Source organism: Shewanella sp. M16, assembly GCF_018224605.1.
GTDB classification, from domain to species: Bacteria; Pseudomonadota; Gammaproteobacteria; order Enterobacterales; family Shewanellaceae; genus Shewanella; species Shewanella oncorhynchi.
Genome location: NZ_JAGTUL010000035.1, coordinates 1 through 21,078, shown reverse-complemented (window position 1 = coordinate 21,078; position 21,078 = coordinate 1). Strand labels below are relative to the sequence as shown.

The following is a 21,078-nucleotide window of genomic DNA, read 5'->3' as shown; positions in this document are numbered from 1 at the left end:
AAATCGGAATATGCCGCAAACACCATTCATTATCATGTATATAGAGAAGGACAGTGTCATGTCTGAAGATATGCTACAAGACGTAGATCCGTTAGAGACTCAGGAATGGGTTGATGCCCTGCAAGCCGTGTTGGAACAGGAAGGCCCAGAGCGCGCGCATTTTTTATTAGAAAAGCTGATCGATAAAGCGCGTCGTAATGGCACTCACTTGCCTTATAACGCCACAACGGCTTACCTGAACACTATCCCTGCGGGTCAAGAGCCGCACATGCCTGGCAACCAAGAGATGGAACGTCGCATTCGCGCCATCATCCGTTGGAACGCTTTAGCTATGGTGCTTCGTGGTTCTAAGAAAGATTTAGAATTAGGCGGCCATATTTCAAGCTTCGCCTCAAGCGCGACTATTTATGACGTATGTTTTAACCACTTCTTCCGCGCACCCAATGAAAAAGACGGTGGCGATTTAGTGTATTTCCAAGGCCATATCGCCCCTGGTATTTATGCGCGTTCATTCTTAGAAGGTCGCTTAAGCGAAGACCAACTGGCTAACTTCCGTCAAGAAGTGGATGGCAAGGGTCTGTCTTCATACCCACATCCAAAACTGATGCCGGATTACTGGCAATTCCCAACAGTTTCTATGGGCTTAGGTCCTATCCAAGCGATTTATCAGGCGCGTTTCCTGAAATATCTGACTGACCGTGGTCTGAAAGATTGTTCAGCACAAACTGTTTACTGTTTCTTAGGTGACGGTGAGTGTGATGAGCCAGAAGCTTTAGGTGCGATTGGTTTAGCGGCCCGTGAAGAATTAGATAACTTAGTCTTCATCGTTAACTGTAACTTACAGCGTCTTGATGGCCCTGTGCGTGGTAACGGTAAGATTATCCAAGAACTTGAAGGCGAATTCCGCGGCGCAGGCTGGGAAGTCGTTAAAGTAATTTGGGGTCGTTACTGGGATCCATTATTAGCCCGTGATACAAGCGGTAAGTTACTGCAGTTAATGGAAGAAACCGTTGACGGTGAATACCAAAACTGTAAAGCCAAAGGTGGCGCTTATACTCGCGAACACTTCTTTGGTAAGTATCCTGAAACGGCCGAAATGGTGGCTAACATGTCAGATGATGACATTTGGCGCTTAAACCGTGGCGGTCATGATCCAGTGAAGGTGTACGCTGCCTTAGATCATGCACAAAAAACCAAAGGTCGCCCAACGGTGATTTTAGCTAAGACTGTAAAAGGTTACGGCTTAGGTGATGCGGGTGAAGGTAAAAACATCGCTCACAACGTGAAGAAAATGGGTATCGAGTCTATCCGTTACTTCCGCGATCGTTTCAATATTCCGATCCCAGATGACCAGTTAGAAGATCTGCCTTTCTATCATCCAGGTCCAGATTCTGAAGAAGTGAAGTACATGATGAGCCGTCGTGAAGCGCTGCATGGTAGCGTGCCACAACGTCGTCAAAAGTTCACCGAAGAGATGGAAGTGCCGTCACTGAAGATTTTCGATTCGATTTTACAGGGCTCTAACGGCCGTGAAATTTCATCGACTATGGCATTCGTTCGTGTTCTGACAGCTCTGCTGAAAGACAAGAAAATTGGCAAAAATATTGTGCCAATTATTCCTGACGAAGCTCGTACTTTCGGTATGGAAGGTTTGTTCCGTCAAGTGGGTATTTATGCTCACGAAGGCCAAAAATATATTCCGCAGGATTCTGACCAAGTTGCTTACTACCGTGAAGATAAAACCGGCCAAGTATTGCAAGAAGGGATTAACGAACTCGGCGCTATGTCTTCATGGGTATCAGCAGCGACGAGCTACTCAGTCAACGATACACCTATGATCCCGTTCTACATCTACTACTCAATGTTCGGTTTCCAACGTATTGGCGACATGGCTTGGGCTGCGGGTGATATGCGTGCTCGTGGTTTCTTAGTCGGTGGCACTTCAGGTCGTACAACGCTTAACGGCGAAGGTTTACAGCATCAAGACGGTCACAGCCACGTATTGGCGAACACTATCCCTAACTGTATTACTTACGATCCAACATACGGCTACGAAATCGCCGTTGTGGTACAAGATGGTATCCGTCGTATGTACGGCGAAAATCAAGAAGATATCTTCTACTACTTGACCACAATGAACGAAAACTATGAGCAACCAGCCATGCCAGAAGGCGCGGAAGTGGGCATAGTGAAAGGTATCTATAAGTTAGAAACGGTTGCGGGCTCAGGTAAAGGCAAAGTGCAGTTAATGAGCTGTGGCACTATCCTTGAACAAACCCGTAAAGCGGCGCAAGCACTGGCGAAAGACTTCGGTATTACTGCCGACGTATTTAGCGTAACTAGCTTCAACGAATTGACTCGCGATGGTCAAGCCGCTGAACGTTGGAACATGCTGCACCCAACCGAAACGCCAAAACAAGCCTATATCAGCCAAGTGATTTCAAGTGATGCACCTGCAATCGTCGCGACTGACTATATGAAGATTTACGGCGAACAGTTACGTGCTTATATTCCTACCGATTACAAAGTGTTAGGTACTGACGGTTTCGGTCGTTCAGACAGCCGCGAGAATCTGCGTCACCACTTCGAAGTGGACGCTAAGTTTATCGTTATTGCGGCACTGAAATCACTGGTTGATCGCAAAGAGCTGCCTGTCGATGTGTTAGCAAAAGCCATTAAAGAATATGGTATCGACGCTGACAAGATCAATCCACAGTACGCGTAAGAGGCAATAAAAATGGCTGAATTAAAAGAAGTTTTTGTTCCTGATATCGGCGGCGATGAAGTGCAAGTGATCGAAATTTGTGTTGCTGTGGGTGATACCCTAGCGGCAGAAGAATCGATTCTTACCGTCGAAAGCGACAAGGCGACTATGGATATTCCAGCGCCTTTCGCCGGTGTTTTAGCCGAATTGAAAGTGGCTGTGGGCGATAAAGTATCTGAAGGTACTTTGATTGCTATGATGCAAGCGGCGGGCGCGGCAGCAGTTGCAGCACCCGCTCAGGCGGCACCAGCATCTGCACCAGTTCAAGCGGCTCCTGCCCCTGTGGCTGCTGCTCCTGCGACGGGCGCAACCAAAGTGGTTGAAGTGACAGTACCAGATATCGGTGGCGACACTGATGTATCGGTTATCGAAGTCCTGGTTGCTGTCGGTGACAAGATTGAAGTTGATAGCGGTTTAATTACCCTAGAAACAGACAAAGCGACGATGGACGTGCCATCACCTTTCGCGGGTGTGGTTAAAGACGTTAAAGTTGCGGTTGGCGATAAAGTGTCGCAAGGCTCTTTAGTCATCATGCTTGAAGTGGGCGGCGCTGCACCTGCTGTGGCTCCAAGCGTTAGCGCGCCAGCTGCAACTGTGGCTCAGGCGGCTCCTGCCGCTACGGTAGCGCCAGTGGCTACTGCACCAGCGGCAAGCGTGGTTGCGGTAAAAGAAATTCAAGTGCCGGATATTGGCGATGCCAGCAATGTCGATGTGATCGAAGTGCTAGTCTCTGTTGGTGATGAAATCACTGCCGACCAAGGTTTGATTACCCTTGAAACTGACAAAGCCACCATGGAAGTGCCTGCGCCATTCGCCGGTAAACTGCTGTCTTTGACTGTTAAAGTGGGTGACAAGGTTTCTCAAGGTAGCGTCATTGCGACGATTGAGACGACTTCTGTTGCAACAGCAAGTGCTCCAGCACCTGCTGCACAAGCGGCGGGTCCTGCTCCAGTGAGCGCGGCGCCCGTTGCTGCACCTGCAAGCCGTCCACCAGTACCCCATCACCCAAGCGCAGGTACACCTGTGTCTACTGGTGCGGTACATGCGTCTCCTGCTGTACGTCGTTTAGCCCGTGAGTTTGGTGTCGACTTGACCCAAGTGACAGGTTCTGGCCGTAAAGGTCGCATCATGAAAGAAGACGTACAGGCGTATGTTAAATACGAACTGTCGCGTCCGAAAGCGACTGCGGCAACTTCTGTTGGTTCAGGTAATGGCGGCGGTCTGCAAGTGATTGCAGCACCTAAAGTTGATTTCAGTAAGTTTGGTGAAGTGGAAGAGATTCCATTAAGCCGTATCCAGAAGATTTCTGGCCCTAACTTACACCGCAACTGGGTAACTATCCCTCACGTGACTCAGTTCGATGAAGCTGATATCACTGAAATGGAAGAGTTCCGCAAGCAGCAAAACGATGTAGCGGCGAAGAAAAAAGCCGATTACAAGATCACGCCTTTAGTGTTTATGCTGAAAGCTGTGGCTAAAACGTTGCAACAGTTCCCTGTGTTCAACTCGAGCTTAAGCTCTGATGGCGAATCACTGATCCAGAAGAAATATTTCCACATCGGTGTGGCGGTGGATACGCCAAACGGTTTGGTTGTGCCAGTCGTGCGTGACGTGGATAAGAAAGGCATTATCGAGTTATCTCGTGAACTGGCTGATATCTCTATCCGTGCCCGTGATGGCAAGCTGAAATCTGCTGATATGCAAGGTAGCTGTTTCACCATTTCAAGTTTAGGTGGTATTGGCGGTACGGCGTTTACGCCTATCGTGAACTACCCAGACGTGGCGATTTTAGGTGTGTCTAAATCTGAAATTAAGCCTAAGTGGAATGGTAAAGAGTTCGAACCTAAATTGATGTTGCCGCTGTCACTGTCATACGATCACCGCGTGATCGATGGTGCCATGGCTGCACGTTTTAGTGTAACGCTGTCAGGAATTCTGTCCGATATTCGTACTTTGGTTCTGTAAGCATATAAGGCTGCTCATCTTGAGCAGCCTTTTGTTTATTGTGATCAGTATCAAACACAGGTTAAAATGCGCCCACCTTACGCGCTGGCGCATTTTCGGTTGGCAGGATAGCTCCTCCAACGGATTGAATGAGAATTAGAGGAAAACATGAGTAACGAAATCAAAACTCAGGTAGTGGTATTAGGTGCAGGTCCTGCAGGTTATTCTGCGGCTTTCCGTGCTGCTGACTTAGGTCTGGAAACCATCATAGTTGAACGTTTTAGCACTTTAGGTGGCGTGTGTCTTAACGTGGGTTGTATCCCATCTAAAGCCTTACTGCACGTTGCTAAAGTTATCGAAGAAGCCAAAGCGGTTGCCGCTCACGGTGTGGTCTTCGGCGAGCCAACTATCGATTTAGATAAGTTACGTGGCTTTAAAGAAAAAGTCATTGGTCAATTAACTGGCGGATTGGGCGGCATGTCCAAAATGCGTAAAGTTAACGTGGTTAACGGTTTTGGTAAATTCACTGGCTCTAACACGCTAGAAGTGACTGCTGAAGATGGCACTGTGACTAAAGTGACTTTCGAGCAAGCGATCATTGCTGCGGGTTCTCGTCCAATCAAACTGCCATTTATTCCGCATGAAGATCCACGTATTTGGGATTCGACTGACGCATTAGAACTGAAAGAAGTTCCAGGCAAGTTGTTAGTGATGGGCGGCGGTATTATCGGTCTAGAAATGGGTACTGTGTACGCTTCTTTAGGCAGCCAAATCGACGTGGTTGAGATGTTCGACCAAGTGATCCCTGCGGCTGATAAAGATGTGGTTCGCGTATTCACTAAGCAAATCAAGAAGAAATTCAACCTGATCCTTGAAACTAAAGTCACAGCGGTCGAAGCCCGTGAAGACGGTATCTATGTTTCTATGGAAGGTAAGAGCGCGCCAACGGAAGCTGTTCGTTACGATGCCGTATTAGTGGCTATTGGCCGAGCACCTAATGGTAAGTCGTTAGATGCTGAAAAAGCAGGTGTTAACGTTGATGAGCGTGGCTTTATCAAGGTTGATAAGCAACTGCGTACTAACGTACCGCACATTTATGCTATCGGCGACATCGTTGGTCAACCCATGTTGGCTCACAAAGGCGTGCACGAAGGCCATGTAGCGGCTGAAGTTATCGCTGGCATGAAGCACTATTTCGATCCAAAAGTCATCCCATCAATTGCTTACACTGACCCTGAAGTCGCTTGGGTTGGTTTGACTGAGAAAGAAGCGAAAGAGCAAGGTATTGCTTACGAAACCGCAACTTTCCCATGGGCTGCAAGTGGTCGTGCTATCGCGTCTGATTGCTCTGAGGGCATGACTAAGCTGATTTTCGACAAAGACACTCACCGCGTGATCGGTGGTGCTATTGTGGGTGTTAACGGCGGCGAGCTGTTAGGCGAAATCGGTCTAGCGATTGAAATGGGTTGTGATGCTGAAGATTTAGCATTAACCATTCACGCTCACCCAACACTGCACGAATCAGTAGGCTTAGCGGCTGAAATGTACGAAGGCTCTATTACTGATTTGCCAAACCCAAAGGCAAAGAAAAAGTAATTTAGCTGTCGATTAAAAAAGCGCTCACTTGAGCGCTTTTTTATTGCCTGTATTTTTTTGTAAATTTTATGTAAACAAGCGGATGAATTGATAGGATTGAGCTGCTACAGTACAGTTATACCCAAGCGACCTCAAAATACGAGTTTCAGAGCGCCCAGGGTGCTTCAATTCAAGGCGCATCAATGAAAAAATGTAGCCACCTTTTGAATTGATGCAACACGGAAGTGGAGTGCCCTGGGTGCTCCGTCCCGGCGGGTTTTAACGCACTTTATGCGGTGTAGGCTATTTTTGACTTAGCCCACTAGGCCTGCAAATAGCCGTCTTGCCTAAAGTGCGTTAAATTCCCGCTGAATTTTGCATTTTGAGGTGGTTTGGGTATATGTATGAAGTAAGTTGTCACATGCAAACAAAAATAATTAGAACAATTCTGACATGTTTCATCCTTTCACTGATTAGCGTCCATTCGGCTTGGGCGGGCGGCTTTGTGCAGCGTGTTTTTACCGATAGAGACGGTTTAGCTGTCACCAGCATCCGAGGTTTAGCCTTAGATGACTACGGTTTTGTATGGGCAGCGACTGAGCAGGGCTTGTATCGGGTCAGTAATTCTAAGGTGCGGCGCATTGATAAAATTGGCACGGAATCACGGCTTGCGGATGACTTTTTAACGACAGTGGTGAACATCGACCGAGACAAGTTATTGGTCAGTACCAATGCCGCGATTTACCTTTACGATATAGTACAAAATCAATTTACCGCGTTTGGCTCTCCCTATCTATTCCCGCAGTTTCCAGGTGGTGCGCTGATATCGGCAGCCCGCAAGAATAGCAAAACATGGCGATTATTAATTGATAATGGTCAGATCTATGAGTTTTCCCCTTCAAAGTCTGAACTGCGCCTTATTACTCAATTAGCTGTTAATCGTGACCTTCCTTGGCGCAAGTTATTGCTTATGCCCAATGGACACATGTTGGTTGCGGGGCAGTTGCAACTAGAGCTCCTCGACAACAAGGGCGAACGGCTGTTTCAATACCCTTGGACCGAATCTATGGGCAGTATTCTCGATATGTTGGAGGATACTCAACATAGGATCTGGATTGCGACAGGGCGTGGTGTTTATCAATTAGATCAAATCGCTCATCAAATTACACCTGTGCTGGAATTACCCGATTGGAGCACAGCGATCATTGAAGATGCTAAAGGGTATTTGTGGTTTGCCAGTCGTATTGGCTTGTTAAAATGGTCGCCTGAGACGCGGTTGATTGAGAATTATCAGCAAGAGTTGAAGGCTGAGGCTAACATGGAAACGCTGAAAGCCATGTTGTTTGATGATGCAGGTTTGATGTGGGTTGGAGGCTCTGGTGATGGATTGGCATTGTTAGCGTCACCGCCTGATTTCATTCTTGATACTTATGCGGCAGATGAACCCTATCAGCTGAGCGATGCTATGACTTGGTCTGTACATGCCAGTGATGAAGGGGTTTGGCTCGGTTCTTCTAGTTTAGATTTTGTTGCTAAGGGCAGTAAAAAAGCGGTTAACATTCCGATTGAGGGGTTTAATCCCCACGAAAGTATTTATGATATTAGTGAGTTTGAGGACCATTATTTACTGATCTCAACAACCAGTGGTCTTTTTGTTATTGATAAAGAGACCTTGCAAGGAAGCAGTTTTTCTAAATGGACTCACGGTCAGGATGACTTTAAAAATAAGCTCATATATAAAACTTATCGGGATCCCAAACTGAAAGGACGTGTCTGGATTGCGACTACCACGGGACTCTATTTTTGGGAAATGGGACTCTATGAGCCCCAGCCATTTGATATTGATAAGTCATCGAACGAATTTGATGGCCCCAAGCGGCCAGTGATCCGCACGATTTATCGTACCTCAGACGGTCGTCTTTGGGTTGGCGGTAAAAAAGTCTTTGGTTACATAGACGGTCAAAACGAGTTTCATGATCAACGGCACTTATTTAATGCTTTTGCGGCACAACCAACGATTAGCCATATTGAAGAAATGTCCCCGGGAATTATCTGGTTTGGTTCCTATGAAAAAGGTTTGTTTGAATATCATCAGCAGGCGGAATCGTTAGTTTCACTGACTTCCGAATGGCAATTAAATTGTAGTTCAGTGTTTTTTATTCAAAAGACCCCTAAGTCAAATCTTGTGGGTTGTGCTGATTCTTTGATTCGTCAGGATATTCAAACAGGCAATATCGCGATGTTTAATCAACTCGATGGTTTGATTTCCGATGAAATGAACGAGGGCGCTTATTTTTATTCGCCAAAAACAGGCTTTTACTTAGGAACACCTGAAGGTGTGATGCGACTCGATGTCAATAGGCTGGTCAATCGTATAACCGATGACCATGTGATGCTTGAATCTGTCTCTGTGTACTATAACAACACGACAGAAGTATCCTTGTTGCCGCGTAACCTGATGACTATCAAACCCGATGCGAATATGGTGAGTTTTCAAATCACTAACTTAGATTATCTCGATGATTCGCCAATTCAATTTAAATACCGATTACGTTATCAGGATGAAGATAGCCATTACGTCTTGTTGCAGGGGGAATCTCAGATCAACCTCGCAGGATTAGCTGCGGGTGGCTATGTGTTAGATATTTTGAGTCAAGTTAATGGGATATGGTCAGATAAGCCGTTCTCTTATCCTTTTTATGTTGAGCAGCATTGGTGGTTATCCCAAGGTTTTAAAGGTATTTTGCTGCTGTTATTTTCAATTATTGCTTTAAGTCTTGCTTGGTATCGACAACGACAGATCAATACCTTTAAGCAGATGAATCTGGCATTAACGGAAAGTGAGGACAGGTTAAGGCAGTCTTTGCGCGGCAGTGACTCAGATCTCTGGGAGTGGCATAAAAATACTCAGGCATTTCACCTTGATAATCGCGGTTCGGTGCTTGGTACACATGCTAATGAGATTGTGGTGAGCTTAGAGGATTTGCCTGTGCATCCGCAGGATAGGGAGAAAGCTCTCGCTCAGTGGGACAACATGATGGCGGGTGAGATTGACCGATTTGAGGCCGAATATCGCTATCAGCGTAAGGACGGTAATTGGGGGTGGCTGAGGGTTAGAGGGCGGCCAGTTGCTCGCAATAAGCACTCAAATGAAATTGAACGGGTCGCGGGTATTTATAGCGATATTACTGTGCAACGCCAGCTAGAAGATGAAATTAATTTATTGGCGAAAGCGTTTGGCAATACCTCTGAAGGTGTGTTGATTTTAGATGTCGAAGGCGGTATTCGCGTTGCGAATTACGCTGCGCAACAAATTATTGGTATAGATTCTGACGACTTAGTTGGGCAACCATTTGCACAATTCGTACAGATGAATGACGGATTAGCATCGGAGATTAAGCAACTTCTCCGTGATAGTCAGTCTTGGACCGGAGAGCGGGAGTTAATCCGCGCCAATCAGCAACTCTGTCCAGTGTGGCTAAACGTGTCTGTGATGCAAAGCATTAACGGGAAAGTAACCCACTATGTGGTGGTATTTTCTGATATTACGGAGCGTAAACGTACTGAAGCCGATTTACGCCGTTTGGCTAATTACGATGTACTTACTGGGTTGCCAAATCGCTCCTTATTTTCTAGCCGTTTATTACAGTCGATTCAAGCTGCGCAACAAACAGGTGAGAAACTGGCGCTACTGTTTTTAGATCTCGATAGATTTAAGCATGTTAATGATTCCTATGGTCATAGCATGGGCGATGCACTGCTGGTCGAAGCATCAAGCCGACTGCAATCTTGTATTTCCAGCGAGCATTTACTCTGTCGTTTTGGTGGCGATGAATTTGTGATTTTACTCCGCAATGCAAACAGCATTGACGATATTAACCATGTCGCCGAGCGCCTGTTGGAGCAAATTGTCGCGCCTTTTAAGTTATATGGTCGGGAATTTTATATTTCGACCAGTATAGGCATCAGTATTTGGCCCGACGATGCGGTGCAGCCAGAGGCTTTTATCAAGAATGCCGATCTTGCTATGTACCATGCCAAAGAAGAAGGGCGAGGCAATTTCCAATATTATTCCTCGGAGCGTAATGCTCAAGCCCTCTATCATTTACGGCTTGAGGCCGATTTACGCAAAGCCATAGAACGGCAAGAGTTCGAGCTTTATTACCAGCCGCAAATTGATATTTTGCGTAATGATAAGCTCATAGGAATGGAAGTATTAATTCGCTGGAAACATCCGCTGGACGGCTTTATTCGTCCCGATATTTTCATCAAAGTCGCCGAGGCCTGCGGTTTAATTGTTGATATTGACCGCTGGGTATTAAGACAAGCCTGTGTGCAGGGAGCCAATTGGACTAAGCGCTATGGCTCGGGCTTTAAGTTGTCGGTTAATATTTCGGCGGTGCATTTTAGGCAGCCAGATTTTATTGAAGATATCCAAAGAATTTTACAAGAAACCCAAATGCCAACAGCATCTTTAGGATTAGAAATCACCGAAGGCGTATTGATGAAGGAGTTGCATGTCGCTAAAGACCATCTTACTCGATTGAAATCTTTGGGGATCGAGGTTGCCATCGATGACTTTGGTACTGGGTATTCTTCACTGGCTTATTTGCGTAATTTTGAAGTCAATACCCTAAAAATTGATCGCTCCTTTTTGATTGATATCGCCACTAATACCGCAGATCAGGCGATTGTGAGCAGTATTATTGAATTAGCCCGTAACCTTAAATTAAATGTAGTTGCTGAAGGGATTGAGACGGTTGAGCAGTTAGAGCAAGTCTTTAGCCGTGGCTGTTATATTATTCAAGGGTATTATTTTGCTAAACCTATGTGCGTTGATGATTTTGAGCGCTATTTAGAGACAGATAACAAAATCGTCTCTATTGATCATTAAGCTAGAAACATAGTCTATTATTGGCTCGCGAATACTTAATATTTGTACAGCTGATGGGCAATCGTCTGCACGATATAAGCCAGTGAGCTTGAGATGTAAACGTTATCGTCTTCAGTGATGATGGATATTTTGTTTAGCAGTTTATTCAATTAAACTTCATCTGTTTGTATAAAGAGTACACAAACTTATCACTAGTCGGTCCAGATAAAATATGACTGACGGTTAAATCGATAAGTTTGTTAATATAACTCGGATTTTTATCCCATAAAAAGTAGCCTCACATGATGCGTCAACTACTCGCTTCTATTATTTTGTGTTTATGTGTTACCCCGTCTTTGGCTGCAGAGCGCCTTAAAATTGGTGTCGTACTCAGTGGTGGTGGTGCTAAAGGCGCCGCTCATGTGGGCGTGCTCAAAATATTAGAAGAACATAACATCCCCGTTGATTACATCGCGGGCACCAGCATAGGCGCCTATGTCGCTGGCATGTATTCACTGGGTTACAGTGCGAGTGAAGTGGAAGCTATCATGATGGGGGTCAACTGGGACAGTGGCTACTCGGACACCATACCGCGCAATATTTTGAGTTACAGGGATAAACAGTTACGCGACCGTTACAATATTCCGTTAAACATTGGCTATAACGAAGGCCAAGTGAGGGCTCCAAGTGGTCTGCTACGTGGACAGACTATGTCACAACTTTTACGTCAGTCGACAGATCTGGTACAGCAATTTGGTCATTTTGATGATTTAGCCATTCCCTACCGAGCGGTTGCAACCGACTTAGAAACTAGCTTACCTGTGGTGATTAGTCATGGCAGTATGGTTAAAGCCATGCAAGCGTCTGCAACTGTACCTGGTGCACTTCAGCCAGCACAAATTGAAGGCAAGTTATTGGTCGATGGTGGTATTGCTAATAACATGCCCGTCGATGTGGTTAAGGCCATGGGAGCCGATATTATTATCGCCGTCGATATTGGCTCGCCTCTGGTCAAAAAAGATAAATTAGACAGTACTATCGCAGTGCTCGATCAGCTCTCTAATTTTTTGACCAATGCCAGCACTGAAAAACAAAAACAATTACTGACAGATAAAGATGTATTGATCCGACCCGCGATTGACGCCCTCAGCACCACTGATTTCACTATTATGCCGCTGGCATTAACCCTTGGAAAAGAAGCCGCTAATGGTCAGCTTTATAAGTTGAGCAGCATGAGCGTGAGCCCTGAGGAATATGCCGCTTACGTCGAGGCTAAAAAAGCCAAAGGTAAATTATTAATGGCGGATGTACGTCATCCCATTAATGAAATCGTATTTGAAAACCAATCTAAGGTGAGTTTGAATCTCTTGACGGAGACCTTGGATATTAAACCTGGGCAAGCTGTATCTAAAGACGAGCTTAATGAGGCGTTAAAGCGTATTTACTCCCTCAATAAATTTGAACGTGTCGATGCTGAATTTGTAGAAGGTGAGGATGGCCGTATACTCACAGTCACCACTAAGGCTAAGTCTTGGGGGCCGAATTATTTCCAACTGGGCTTTAATTGGGAGGATGATTTTAATTCAGAATCTGCCATCAGTTTTGACATGGCTTATACCATGACTGATTTGACCTTTAATGGTGGCGAGTGGCGCAATGAGGTCAAACTCGGCATTGAAAAGTTGTTTGCAACTGAGTTCTATCAGCCTTTAGACAGGGACCAACAGTTCTTTAGCCGTGCCCGCTATCAATACGATACCCGTGATTGGGACTTATACGATAATAACAGTCGTATCTTAACCTTCGACAAGAAAACCCACACTATTGAATTAGGCATAGGTTATAACTACACCTTACAAGGGATGATTGAGTTAGGCTTAGTCGCAGAGAAGGGGTCGATAGTCAATGATGTTTGGCTAACGCAGGACTTAGATTTTAGTTCCTATGGTGCTTACTTTAGGTTCGGTTACGATAGCTTAGATAGCATTAGCTTTCCAACATCAGGTAATCGCGTAACCTTAAACGTTTACGTGCGCAATGAAGATTTCAATGACAGTATCGACGATAATCAAAACCAATTTAGTGTGCAAATAGAGGCCGACTGGAAAGGTGCCTTGAGTGTCGGTAACCACGCTTTTGTTGGTAAGGCATCAATTGCTACCAACAATAATGATGGGGTCAATACGCTGCATTTATCTGAGCTGGGAGGATTCTTAAACCTGTCTGGTTACCATAAAGACTCCATTATGGGCGCACATAAAGTGTTTGGGGCCTTTATTTATCAATATGATCTCGGGCGTGATGCACTAGGTATGACAGATTATCCTCTATACCTAGGTTGGAGCTTAGAGGCGGGGAATGTCTGGGACGAGCGCACTGACGTTACCCTGACCGATCTGATTTATGCATCGAGTCTTTATATCGGTACAGATACTTCCATGGGACCTGCGGCACTTGGTTTTGGGATCACAGATCTTGGCGATAAGTCTTTCTATTTATTTGTGGGTAAAAACTTCTAGTTTGATATTTTTGTAAAGAACTTAAGGGCATGACTGAGGTTGTGCCCTTACTTTTTGGTCGATGGAAAAACTATAAGCGTCATCCCTATGGAAGTTAGCTTGCCGAAATAGCTAAGAGTGTCGCTAAAGTGTCATATCCTTTTACAAAATCTTACTACTGTGAGGCGTGCCAAGATGCTAAGGTTTTGCGGGAAAAATAATAACTCTCAACGGAAGCTGGGGAAAACAATGAAGAAGATAAGCACACTGGCACTGAGTATCGCCTTGAGTTTAGGTTTAGCGGCTTGTAGTACTGAGCCTAAAACTGAAGCCGTCGCGGTGTCTGGCATTGAATTGCAAAACTTTGATGCCTCAGTTCGCCATCAAGATGATTTCTATTACAGCGTTAACGGAAAATGGTTGGCAAATACGCCTATTCCTGCTGACAAATCTAACTATGGCGCGTTTTCTGTGTTGTACGACCAAAGCCAAGATGCATTGAAGAAAATTATCGACGAAGCGGCCGCTAAAAAGAATCCTGCTGCAGGTTCGAATGAGCAGAAAATCGGTGATTTCAATGCCAGCTTCATGAATACCGATTTACTTGAAACCTTAGGTGTTACACCGCTTAAGCCATTGCTGGCCGATATCGCTGCCGCAAAAACGCACGCTGACTTACCCGCTGTTATGGGCAAATTACTGACGACGGGTTCTGGTATTCCTTTTGGTTTTTACGTCAATAATGACGCTAAAAACTCAACCCAGTATGCGGTGTATTTAAGCCAGTCGGGCCTTACGTTGCCTGACCGCGATTATTACCTAAAAGATGATCCTAAGTTTGCCGCTAATCGCCAAGCCATGGCCAAGTATGTGACAGACATACTGACCGAAGCGGGTTACAAGGACGCTAAACGCGCGGCTAAAAACGTCGCCGACATCGAAATGATGATCGCCAAAAGTCAGTGGAGCCGAGTCGAATCCCGTGATGCCAACAAGGCATACAACAAGTTAGATCGTGCTGAACTGCAAAAGTTAACCGGTCAATTCGATTTTAATGCCTTTGCTGCGAGTGCTGGCTTAGGCGATAAAGTGACTGAAGTGATCGTGCGTCAGCCCTCTTATTTTGAAAAACTCGGCGCCAGTTTCGAGACATTCCCAGTATCGGCTTGGCAGGATTATCTGGCGTTCCACTTAGTGGATAGCTACGCCGAGTTACTGAGTAAAAACTTTGTTGATTTGAACTTCGCCTTTAAGAGCAAAACCTTAATGGGTATCGAAGAGCAGCAGCCACGCTGGAAAAAAGCGGTTGATGGCGCCGACCAAGTGATTGGTGAGTTAGTGGGTGAAGAGTACGTTAAGCAATACTTCAAGCCAGAAGCTAAAGCGCGCATGGAAACCATGATCAAAAACTTGATCAAAGGTTTTGAAGTCAGCATTAATGAACTTGAGTGGATGACGCCAGAAACCAAAGTCGCCGCCCAAGAAAAACTGGCTAAATTTACCTACAAAATTGGCTATCCAGATAAATGGAAAGATTACTCAGGTTTAGATATTAAGGCTGACGAGTTAGTGGGTAACTACATGCGTTACGCTCAGTTTGAATATCAAGACATGATCAACAAGCTAGGCAAGCCAATTGATCGGACCGAATGGGGCATGACACCACAAACGGTGAATGCTTATTACAGTCCAGTTAAAAACGAAATTGTGTTCCCTGCTGCGATTCTGCAACCGCCATTCTTTAATATGGATGCCGATGATGCCGTTAACTACGGTGGTATAGGTGCCGTAATCGGCCATGAAATTAGTCATGGTTTTGATGACCAAGGCGCTAAATACGATGGTGATGGCAACCTGCGTGATTGGTGGTCAGATAAAGACAGAGAAGAGTTCCAAAAGCGCGGTAAGCAGTTGTCTGCCCAATACTCAGGTTATGAGGCAATGCCCGGCAAGTTTGTTAATGGTGATTTGACTTTAGGGGAAAACATTGGCGACTTAGGTGGTTTAACTGTAGCGGCACGTTCGTATTTGATGAGCCTTAACGGCAAACCTGCACCTGTGCTCGATGGTTTAACGGGCGAGCAACGCTTCTTTGTGGGTTGGTCGCAAGTATGGCGCCGTAATTACCGTGATGAAGAACTGAGCCGTCGTTTGCTGACAGATCCGCATTCACCGAGCCATTATCGTGCCATGGGTACGCCACGTAACGTGGAAGCCTTCTATAAGGCCTTCGATATGAAAGAAGGCGATAAAATGTATTTAACACCAGATGAGCGTGTGAAAATTTGGTAATACATTCAGTAGATTGAAATAAGAAAAGCCAGACAATGTCTGGCTTTTTTATTGATGACAATAATCAATGATGCTGCAGATTAATGTCCATAACCTAAGGATTCAATTTTTGTGACTTTATTATCAGTGGCATACAGGCGACGCATTAAGCGTGTTGGTCCAAAGTCATAGGTCCATTCTTGATACTCAGTTGGCAACTTGCTGGGATCGATCACCCTGTCTCCGTTAGCGTTGAGATAAGTCGCGGGCAGACTGTATTCTCGAATATCACTGGGCGAGCCGCATTTATCCTGCACAGTCGTTAAAGTATCGCCCGTATTGATCACTTGTTGTTTACAGTGCATGGTCTCACCTGCGCTAGCGGGTAAACAGGTGGACATGAGCATTAAGCCCATGGGCAGTATTAAGAACTGGTACTTCACATTGAATTCCTTCTGGTGCATACACCATTCTGTCATTTATCCGTAGGGCAAAGACTAAGCTTATCCGCCCTGCAGAAACTCGGTGTGTTGTGACGTTATTTTGCCAAAATTGTTGTTAATGCCAACAAACTCTCGGCCTGATGATGGGCGATAATCCACTTAGCATCGCCTCTTTGTTCTGGCGCAGGGATCGCGACCGTTTGCATGTTGGCTGCTCTGGCGGCAATTAAGCCGTTAAAGGAATCTTCGATGGCAAGACAACAACGGGGATCAACATCTAACGCTTTAGCGCAATTCAAATAAACTTCTGGGTGGGGTTTGCCATAGGTGAGTCCCTCCGCCGATTGTACTGCCATAAATTTATCACTGAGTCCTAGCTTAGAAAGAACCGCCTCAATAATAGTGTAGAACGACGAGGTCGCTAAGCCGATTTTAAGGCCAAGCGCTTGGCAGTGATCAATCGCTTCGTGGACGCCCAGCATAGCTTCGCCGCTAACCAGAATTTCATTTGCAACTTTATCAACAATCGTTTGGCTGACCTTGGCATTATCATAGTGTGGCCAAGGTGCCTTGTGGTACCAATAATCGACGCATTGATCGATGCGTAAGCCCGTGGTTTGTTGAATCGTTTCTATCGTCACTGGCACGCCGAGTGCGGATAACACTTCATACTCGACTCGTTGCCATAGGGGTTCTGAATCGATTAAAACACCATCCATATCAAAAATAACGGCTTGAATGCTAAGGGATGTCATTGGTACTCCGATGGACTAAGGAAATAACTGAGATATGCAGTAAATTAAGCCTGAGTGTAAGTTCTCGCACTGCATCTTAAAAGCCAAAATGCAGCAAGATGAGAAAAATTTATACCTATTTGCTCTCTGACACGGAAAATTGCTTGTTCGATTTAAAATTAATGAAACATTGTTAACTATTTGTAGTGTATGGTTTTTTGTCTGTTTTCAAACTATTGTCTAATTTCACTTGTTTTAATCTTCCCGTAAGTTGGCATTCGCCGCCGGATTTAGTCCTTATTTCGCTTTTTGCCGAGTGTGACCTGATTCATACTTTTGCAAAGCTGTAGTATACTGCAGGCCGGAAATACGGGTCGATCATGTCGGACTGTCAGCTTCAATTAAGAAGACGTGCAGTTTCGTTGTTAGAGCGCCAAACAAAGAGGAATGTTGCCGTGCTAGAAGCATATCGTAAACACGTCGCAGAACGTGCTGCAGAGGGCGTAGTCCCTAAGCCATTAGATGCACATCAAGTGGCTGAACTGGTTAAGTTAGTTCAAAATCCACCCGCAGGTGAAGAGGCTTTCGTTCTCGACCTGCTTGAAAATCGAATTCCCCCAGGTGTTGATGAAGCTGCTTATGTTAAAGCTGCTTTTTTAGATGCGGTTGCCAAAGGCACTGAAAAATCACCGATTCTGTCTGCTGAGCGTGCTACTGAGTTATTAGGCACAATGCAAGGCGGCTACAACATCGAACCTCTGATCGCGCAGCTGGATAATCCAGCGTTAGCACCTTTAGCCGTTAAAGCGCTATCTCACACTCTGCTGATGTTTGATTCTTTCCACGATGTGGTTGAGAAGATGGAAGCGGGCAATGAGTTTGCGAAGCAAGTGGTTGAAGCGTGGGCGAATGCAGATTGGTATTTAAGCCGTCCAAAACTGGCCGACAAAGTCACTCTGACAGTATTTAAAGTTTCTGGTGAAACCAACACCGATGACTTGTCACCTGCACCAGATGCATGGTCACGTCCTGATATCCCATTGCACGCGTTAGCTATGCTGAAAAACGCCCGTGATGGTATCGAGCCTGATGTTGCTGGTGCCGTTGGCCCAGTGAAAAAAATCGAAGCATTAAAAGCACAAGGTCATCCATTAGTATATGTGGGTGACGTTGTGGGTACGGGTTCATCACGTAAATCTGCGACTAACTCAGTACTGTGGTTTATGGGCGATGATATTCCATTCGTACCTAACAAGCGTGCTGGCGGTTTCTGCCTTGGCGGTAAAATTGCACCGATTTTCTTCAACACTATGGAAGATGCGGGCGCACTGCCAATCGAGCTTGATGTGAACAAGATGGAAATGGGCGATGTGATTGACATCTACCCATACGCCGGTGTGGTTAAGCGTCACGATAGCGACGAAGTGATTTCAGAATTCAGCTTAAAAACGGAAGTCTTGTTAGACGAAGTTCGTGCTGGTGGTCGTATTCCATTGATCATCGGTCGTGGTTTAACTGACAAAGCCCGTGACGTATTAGGCTTAGGGTTATCTGACGTCTTTGTACGTTCTCAAGATGTCGCTGATACCGGTAAAGGTTATACGCTTGCGCAGAAGATGGTCGGTAAAGCTTGTGGCGTAGCGGGTGTGCGTCCTGGTCAATACTGCGAACCTAAGATGACGTCTGTCGGTTCACAAGATACCACTGGTCCTATGACCCGTGATGAGCTGAAAGATTTAGCTTGTTTAGGTTTTAGTGCTGATTTGACTATGCAGTCATTCTGTCACACTGCGGCTTATCCAAAGCCAGTTGATGTGAACACACATCATACTCTGCCAGATTTCATCATGAATCGCGGCGGTGTATCACTGCGTCCAGGTGATGGTGTTATCCACTCATGGTTAAACCGTATGCTGCTGCCAGATACCGTTGGTACGGGTGGTGACTCACATACGCGTTTCCCAATTGGTATTTCATTCCCAGCGGGTTCTGGCTTAGTAGCGTTTGCTGCTGCGACTGGCGTTATGCCACTCGACATGCCTGAATCCGTATTAGTGCGCTTCAAGGGCAAAATGCAACCGGGTATCACACTGCGTGATCTGGTTCATGCTATCCCATTAAAAGCCATTGAACTGGGCATGCTGACCGTTGAGAAGAAAGGTAAAGTAAACATCTTCTCTGGTCGCGTACTGGAAATCGAAGGCTTAGAATCACTGAAAGTTGAACAAGCTTTCGAACTGTCTGATGCTTCAGCTGAGCGCTCTGCTGCCGGTTGTACCATCAAGTTAGACAAAGAACCTATCATTGAATACCTGAACTCAAACATCATCATGCTCAAGTGGATGATTGCTGAAGGTTATGGCGATCGTCGTACGATTGAACGTCGTATCAAAGGTATGCAAGAGTGGTTAGCCAATCCTGAGCTGATGAGCGCCGATAAAGATGCTGAGTACGCTGCAGTAATCGAAATCGACCTAAATGACATCAAAGAGCCAATCCTGTGTGCGCCAAACGATCCTGATGATGCCGTTTTACTGTCATCTGTTGCGCAAACTAAGATTGATGAAGTGTTCGTAGGTTCTTGTATGACCAACATCGGTCACTTCCGCGCAACCGGTAAGATGCTAGACAAGTTTGCTAAAACCCTGCCAACACGTCTGTGGATTGCACCACCGACTAAGATGGATAGAGATCAGCTGACTGAAGAAGGCTACTACGCGATTTTTGGTCGTGTAGGCGCGCGCATCGAGATCCCAGGTTGTTCACTGTGTATGGGTAACCAAGCACGTGTAGCTGAAGGTTCAACTGTGGTATCGACTTCTACCCGTAACTTCCCTAACCGTTTAGGTACAGGTGCTAACGTTTACTTAGCCTCTGCTGAGCTGGCAGCGGTTGCTGCACTGTTAGGTCGTCTGCCGTCACCTGAAGAATATCAAGAATACGCTAAAGAGTTAGACGCAACTGCAGCTGACACATACCGTTACTTGAACTTCGATCAAATCGAGTCTTACACAAAAAAAGCATCGGAAGTGATCTTCCAGACAGCAGTGTAATCGATTGCCGTTAAGGTAACTTGATGTAAAAAGCCAGCGTAAGCTGGCTTTTTTGTGGGTTTGTTTTATTTCTACATCTATTATGCACCAATGAACCCTATCATAGTCATGCTTTAGGCCTTACATCACAAACTCGCTACTTACTAATGGTCACGCGTTGTCGCCATTAAAACAAATCCATTTAAGCCGATCCGTAGGTCAATCTCACGCTTAGCACCGTTTAATCTTCATTTTAAAAGACGAAAGTCTTCTATTTTCATAACTATCAACAAATCATCTGATGGCTTTTGGCTATGCATAATGCGAAACAAGGGCGTAGTCTTGACTGAATTGTGGGTAACTTTGGGGGTAAGTGGTGGATATGGTGTGGCTAGATTAGGTAATTGGAATTAACTGCAAATTTCCTTAAAATAGGGGTTGCACAAAATCTCCTGCTCCCTATAATGCGCATCCACTGACACGGCAGACAGCGTTAAGCAGCCTGATATGACAGTTCATCGATGAGTTTACTGATTGATGAGCGAAAAGAAAGTTTGCAAAAACTCCTTGACGCGAAACGGGAAATGCGTAGAATACGCAGCCCTAGCCAACTGGAAGCGTTCGACGCTCAGTGTGGTACTCAAGTTCTCTTACGAATACTGAGTTGCTCTTTAACAAGATAAAACAAGAAATCTGTGTGGACACTCACAGGTGTTGAGTTAATCGAAACTGCTTAGCCTTCGGGTTGGCAGTCAAAAATTTAAATCAATGTAACAATGAGTGTTCATAGTAATATGTACAGTTTGTTTCTGCTTTAAAGTGGGAACAAAAAATCAGAATTCATTGAGCCGCTGAAGTCGCAAGACGGAAGCAACAAAACTTTAATTGAAGAGTTTGATCATGGCTCAGATTGAACGCTGGCGGCAGGCCTAACACATGCAAGT

General features: G+C 45.4%; 9 protein-coding genes and 1 rRNA gene. 8 read left to right on the top strand and 2 right to left on the bottom strand.

The features are described from left to right. The first annotated feature begins 58 nt into the window (after positions 1-58). The 6 genes from aceE to KFE26_RS18775 all read left to right on the top strand — a co-directional run bounded on the left by aceE (position 59) and on the right by KFE26_RS18775 (position 15,946). Positions 59-2,725, top strand: a complete 2,667-nt coding sequence (gene aceE / locus KFE26_RS18800) for a pyruvate dehydrogenase (acetyl-transferring), homodimeric type (protein WP_105250400.1) — start codon at positions 59-61, stop codon at positions 2,723-2,725. Between the two features lie 12 nt (positions 2,726-2,737). Then, the gene (gene aceF, locus KFE26_RS18795; protein WP_212601340.1) at positions 2,738-4,729 is read left to right on the top strand and encodes a dihydrolipoyllysine-residue acetyltransferase; all 1,992 of its coding nucleotides are present in this window, start codon (positions 2,738-2,740) and stop codon (positions 4,727-4,729) included. 147 nt (positions 4,730-4,876) lie between these two features. Next, positions 4,877-6,304 carry a dihydrolipoyl dehydrogenase gene (lpdA, locus tag KFE26_RS18790; protein WP_212601339.1) on the top strand — a complete coding sequence of 476 codons (1,428 nt, stop codon included), beginning with the start codon at positions 4,877-4,879 and terminating at the stop codon, positions 6,302-6,304. A gap of 379 nt (positions 6,305-6,683) precedes the next feature. Next, positions 6,684-11,177 carry an EAL domain-containing protein gene (locus KFE26_RS18785; protein WP_212601338.1) on the top strand — a complete coding sequence of 1,498 codons (4,494 nt, stop codon included), beginning with the start codon at positions 6,684-6,686 and terminating at the stop codon, positions 11,175-11,177. A 281-nt stretch (positions 11,178-11,458) separates the two neighbouring features. Continuing rightward, positions 11,459-13,675, top strand: a complete 2,217-nt coding sequence (locus KFE26_RS18780; protein WP_173496216.1) for a patatin-like phospholipase family protein — start codon at positions 11,459-11,461, stop codon at positions 13,673-13,675. A 228-nt stretch (positions 13,676-13,903) separates the two neighbouring features. Next, positions 13,904-15,946, top strand: a complete 2,043-nt coding sequence (locus tag KFE26_RS18775; RefSeq protein ID WP_212601337.1) for a M13 family metallopeptidase — start codon at positions 13,904-13,906, stop codon at positions 15,944-15,946. Between the two features lie 80 nt (positions 15,947-16,026). On the opposite strand, the gene KFE26_RS18770 is transcribed toward KFE26_RS18775, so the two are convergent. Next, complete coding sequence (locus tag KFE26_RS18770) at positions 16,027-16,389, bottom strand: DUF2845 domain-containing protein (protein WP_212601336.1); 363 nt, start codon at positions 16,387-16,389, stop codon at positions 16,027-16,029. Between the two features lie 74 nt (positions 16,390-16,463). Continuing rightward, positions 16,464-17,123, bottom strand: coding sequence for a hexitol phosphatase HxpB (gene hxpB, locus KFE26_RS18765; protein ID WP_113940780.1), 660 nt, complete (start codon positions 17,121-17,123; stop codon positions 16,464-16,466). A 434-nt stretch (positions 17,124-17,557) separates the two neighbouring features. Between hxpB and acnB the strand changes: the two genes are divergently transcribed. Both acnB and KFE26_RS18755 read left to right on the top strand, forming a co-directional pair. Beyond that, on the top strand, positions 17,558-20,155 hold the full coding sequence (acnB, locus tag KFE26_RS18760) for a bifunctional aconitate hydratase 2/2-methylisocitrate dehydratase (protein ID WP_173247838.1): 2,598 nt from the start codon (positions 17,558-17,560) through the stop codon (positions 20,153-20,155). Between the two features lie 861 nt (positions 20,156-21,016). Beyond that, positions 21,017-21,078, top strand: a 16S ribosomal RNA gene (locus KFE26_RS18755); the annotation flags it as partial.

Coding starts and splice junctions, on each gene's coding strand:
- aceF (WP_212601340.1), top strand. CDS start 2,738: ATGGCTGAATTAAAAGAAGTTTTTGTTCCTGATATCGGCGGCGATGAA.
- hxpB (WP_113940780.1), bottom strand. CDS start 17,123: ATGACATCCCTTAGCATTCAAGCCGTTATTTTTGATATGGATGGTGTT.
- KFE26_RS18780 (WP_173496216.1), top strand. CDS start 11,459: ATGATGCGTCAACTACTCGCTTCTATTATTTTGTGTTTATGTGTTACC.
- lpdA (WP_212601339.1), top strand. CDS start 4,877: ATGAGTAACGAAATCAAAACTCAGGTAGTGGTATTAGGTGCAGGTCCT.
- KFE26_RS18775 (WP_212601337.1), top strand. CDS start 13,904: ATGAAGAAGATAAGCACACTGGCACTGAGTATCGCCTTGAGTTTAGGT.
- KFE26_RS18770 (WP_212601336.1), bottom strand. CDS start 16,389: ATGCACCAGAAGGAATTCAATGTGAAGTACCAGTTCTTAATACTGCCC.
- aceE (WP_105250400.1), top strand. CDS start 59: ATGTCTGAAGATATGCTACAAGACGTAGATCCGTTAGAGACTCAGGAA.
- KFE26_RS18785 (WP_212601338.1), top strand. CDS start 6,684: ATGTATGAAGTAAGTTGTCACATGCAAACAAAAATAATTAGAACAATT.